Genomic DNA, 2,946 nt, shown 5'->3' with positions numbered 1-2,946 from the left:
GCCGCTCGATCAAGGCGAGCGACGACAAGTGCGCAAGCCTGTGCCACCGCTGCCACACCAAACTCGATCAGGGCCCATTCCTGTCGCGCGAGGCACGCCGGCAGATGTGGCAGCGAGCACACGAGCGAACGGTGCGCGAGCTGGTGCGGCAAAAGCTGTGGCCCGCCGCCGTGCCGCTGCCGGAGCGGTTTGTCGAACTCATGGAAAGTTTCTGAAAAAAGATGGTGCAGACCCCTTGACGTTACGCGTAACGGTGTTATGATTCTTTCACACCAACCGAAAGCACAACATGACCGCAACCCAGCAAACCAAGACAGCCAAGCAAGTTCTGTCGGCCATGAGCGTCAAGGTCAAGTCGGACGTGTCCGGCACGATGGTTCGCGGCGAGCAAGCCGAGTTGCTGACCTGTGCTGCGATGCTCCGCGCTGCCGGCTTCGACGTGCTGTGGTTTGGTTCCAAGATGATTAGCGCGGCAACCAAGGATTGAGATGGCACTCCGGGGCCGTTCCAACGTGCAGGGGCTGGTCCTGTTGATCTTGGGCGTCCTTTGCGCAGTCGTCTCTTGGCTGCCTGTTCTGCAACTTTTTTGGAGTGCAGGCAAATGATCGCCAAAACCACCGCCCAGCGCCAAGCCGAGTTCCGCGCCCGCAAGGCCGCCGAGCAGGCCACCGAAGTGCGCGGCATCTTCGCGCACCCAGACGATCACACCGAAGTCAAGGAAGCCGCCGCCAAGATCGCGCGCAGGCGGATGCGGCTTGCTAAACGCGATGCGGGCTAACGCATGACCCACTGAGTTGATGGAAACCTTCTGAAAGGACTGGAAATGATCGTCGAATGGTTGATCGTTGTTGCGATTTACATGCCCGATGGCTCGGCTAAGACCACGAGCCGCAGGGGCTTCGATTCGCAGAAGGCGTGCGAGGCAGCGCTCCGGTTGGACATGGAGAGCACCTTCAAAGGCCTGCCTGCGGTGAAGGGCCACTGCGTTGACTTCCCCGTGCGTCCTGCCGGTCTGCCCACCCAGCAGCCGGCGCCAAAGAAGGGCGCGGTGAACGCTTGACCTGCCCGCACTGCACATCAGCCACCACTAACCCCGACTGCGCTGCCCTCATGACCGACTGCCCGCAATGCGACATCAGGCAGACCGCCAGGGCGCCCAGGCGCCGCAGGGAGCAGCGCTACGCCCAGATGCTGACCACGCAGGGTGAGGCAGCCATGCAGGTGTACCGGCTGGCCGTGATTGCCGAGTACCGAAGGATCGACGCACTGAGGGGGCTGAATGGCGCCAGTTCGTAAGAAACGTCACGCATCACGGTTCGGGCAGTTGCTGTTCCCGTTTGGCCTCGGCCCAATGAAACTCAGATGGGTGCGCGATGCATTGCTGCCAACGTGGCAGACCGCCGCTGCAATCGCCATGCATGCGGGAGTTCCAGCAAGGACCGCGATCGCCGTGCTCAATCATTGCGCGAACGACTGGAAGTTAGAAACCAAGATAGCCCGCATGGATGGGCACAACCAAGTGCATCTGTTCCGCCAGCGCAAGATGATTCAGATCATGGGCGTGACGGTGCCGCAGGATGAGGAAGAAGAGGTGGAAGCGTGAGTGACCCTGAAACCATTGACAAGAAATCAAGAATCGTGCCAACAAAGGCCGGGTATGGCGGCCGTCGTGCGGGTGCTGGACGAAAACCCGGCTCGGCGAACACAAAGACGAGGGAGATTGCGGACAAGGCGATCAAGGAAGGCATCACGCCGCTGGAATACATGCTGAAGATCATGCGCACAGAGCCTGAGCCCGGGCTTGATGCGCGCGACCTCATCTCAGCCTGCACGCTGCGCTTCGAGGCTGCGAAAGCCGCTGCGCCGTACATCCATCCGCGGCTGGCGGCCATCGAGCACTCGGGTGGCATCGACACCACGCCGCAGCTAAACATCACGCTCAACCGATGAGTATTGACCTCGAACTGCACCCGAAGCAGACGGTTGCCTTCGAGACGCAGGCGACCGAGATTCTGTACGGCGGTGCTGCAGGGGGAGGGAAGTCGCACCTGATGCGCGTCTGTGCCGTGGCCTGGTGCATCGCTGTTCCGGGGTTGCAGGTGTACCTGTTCCGCAGGACGCACCCTGACCTGTGGAAGAACCACATGGAAGGCCCGTCATCGTTCCCCTCGCTGCTGGCCGACTGGATGGCCTCGGGCTTCGTGCGGGTCAACCTGTCCGATGGACAGGTGATCTTCGGCAACGGCAGCAAGATTCACCTGTGCCACTGCCAGCACTCCAAGGATGTGCTTCGCTACCAGGGCGCGGAAATCCACGTGCTGATGATTGACGAGCTCACGCACTTCCCGGAGTCGGTGTACCGCTTCCTGCGGGGTCGGTGCCGTCTCGGGGCGATGAAGCTGCCCGAGAAGTGGGCCGGCTACTTCCCGCGCATCCTCAACGGGGCGAACCCGGGCGGCGAGGGTCATCATTGGGTCAAGGCGTCGTTCATCGACAACGCCGTGCCGCTGTCGATACGGCCGATGGAGCCGAAAGACGGGGGGATGCAGCGCCAGTACATCCCGGCCCGGCTGGACGACAATCCGACGATGGACGCCGACTACGGCGACAAGTTGTCCGGCCTGGGCAATGAGTCCTTGGTCCGGGCGATGCTGGAGGGCGATTGGGACATCGTCGCCGGCGCCTACTTCACCGAGTTCATGCGCGACCGGCATGTGGTCAAGCCCTTCACCATCCCGTCGCACTGGACGCGATATCGCTGCTTCGACTGGGGCTCAGCCAAGCCCTTCGCCTGCTACTGGATCGCCGTGTCGGACGGCGAGATGCCGCAGTACCCGCGCGGTGCACTGATCTATTACCGCGAGTATTACGGCATGCGGGAAGTGGTCAACACCGGCTTGAAGCTCCCAGCGGACAAGGTGGCGCAGGAGATCAAGCGGCGCGACC

Annotated in this window: 7 protein-coding genes and 1 pseudogene; all 8 read left to right on the top strand. The window is 62.1% G+C overall.

What is annotated here, in order from left to right; genetic code table 11:
• A pseudogene (locus H0W38_RS20145) lies at positions 1 to 215 on the top strand (hypothetical protein); the annotation flags it as partial.
• A gap of 74 nt (positions 216 to 289) precedes the next feature.
• Positions 290 to 487 carry a hypothetical protein gene (locus H0W38_RS20140; RefSeq protein WP_292457519.1) on the top strand — a complete coding sequence of 66 codons (198 nt, stop codon included), beginning with the start codon at positions 290 to 292 and terminating at the stop codon, positions 485 to 487.
• Between the two features lie 114 nt (positions 488 to 601).
• Entirely contained in the window at positions 602 to 778 is a 177-nt protein-coding gene (locus H0W38_RS20135) for a hypothetical protein (protein WP_292457517.1), read from the top strand.
• A 45-nt stretch (positions 779 to 823) separates the two neighbouring features.
• Positions 824 to 1,060 (top strand): hypothetical protein, encoded by a 237-nt coding sequence (locus H0W38_RS20130; RefSeq protein ID WP_292457514.1) that lies wholly within the window; start codon positions 824 to 826, stop codon positions 1,058 to 1,060.
• Positions 1,061 to 1,110: 50 nt separating this feature from the next.
• Entirely contained in the window at positions 1,111 to 1,296 is a 186-nt protein-coding gene (locus H0W38_RS20125; protein WP_292457512.1) for a hypothetical protein, read from the top strand.
• 55 nt (positions 1,297 to 1,351) lie between these two features.
• On the top strand, positions 1,352 to 1,603 hold the full coding sequence (locus tag H0W38_RS20120; protein ID WP_292457509.1) for a hypothetical protein: 252 nt from the start codon (positions 1,352 to 1,354) through the stop codon (positions 1,601 to 1,603).
• The gene (locus tag H0W38_RS20115; protein ID WP_292457507.1) at positions 1,600 to 1,950 is read left to right on the top strand and encodes a hypothetical protein; all 351 of its coding nucleotides are present in this window, start codon (positions 1,600 to 1,602) and stop codon (positions 1,948 to 1,950) included. The genes H0W38_RS20120 and H0W38_RS20115 overlap by 4 nt, the downstream gene beginning before the upstream one ends.
• Positions 1,947 to 2,946 (top strand): terminase family protein (locus H0W38_RS20110; protein ID WP_292457504.1); only part of this gene is annotated, 1,000 nt, incomplete at its 3' end. The genes H0W38_RS20115 and H0W38_RS20110, both read left to right, overlap by 4 nt.

Source organism: Methylibium sp., assembly GCF_013817365.1.
Lineage (GTDB): Bacteria > Pseudomonadota > Gammaproteobacteria > Burkholderiales > Burkholderiaceae_C > Methylibium.
Note: the sequence above shows the minus strand (reverse complement) of the source record. Positions and strands in the feature narration are given on the sequence as shown.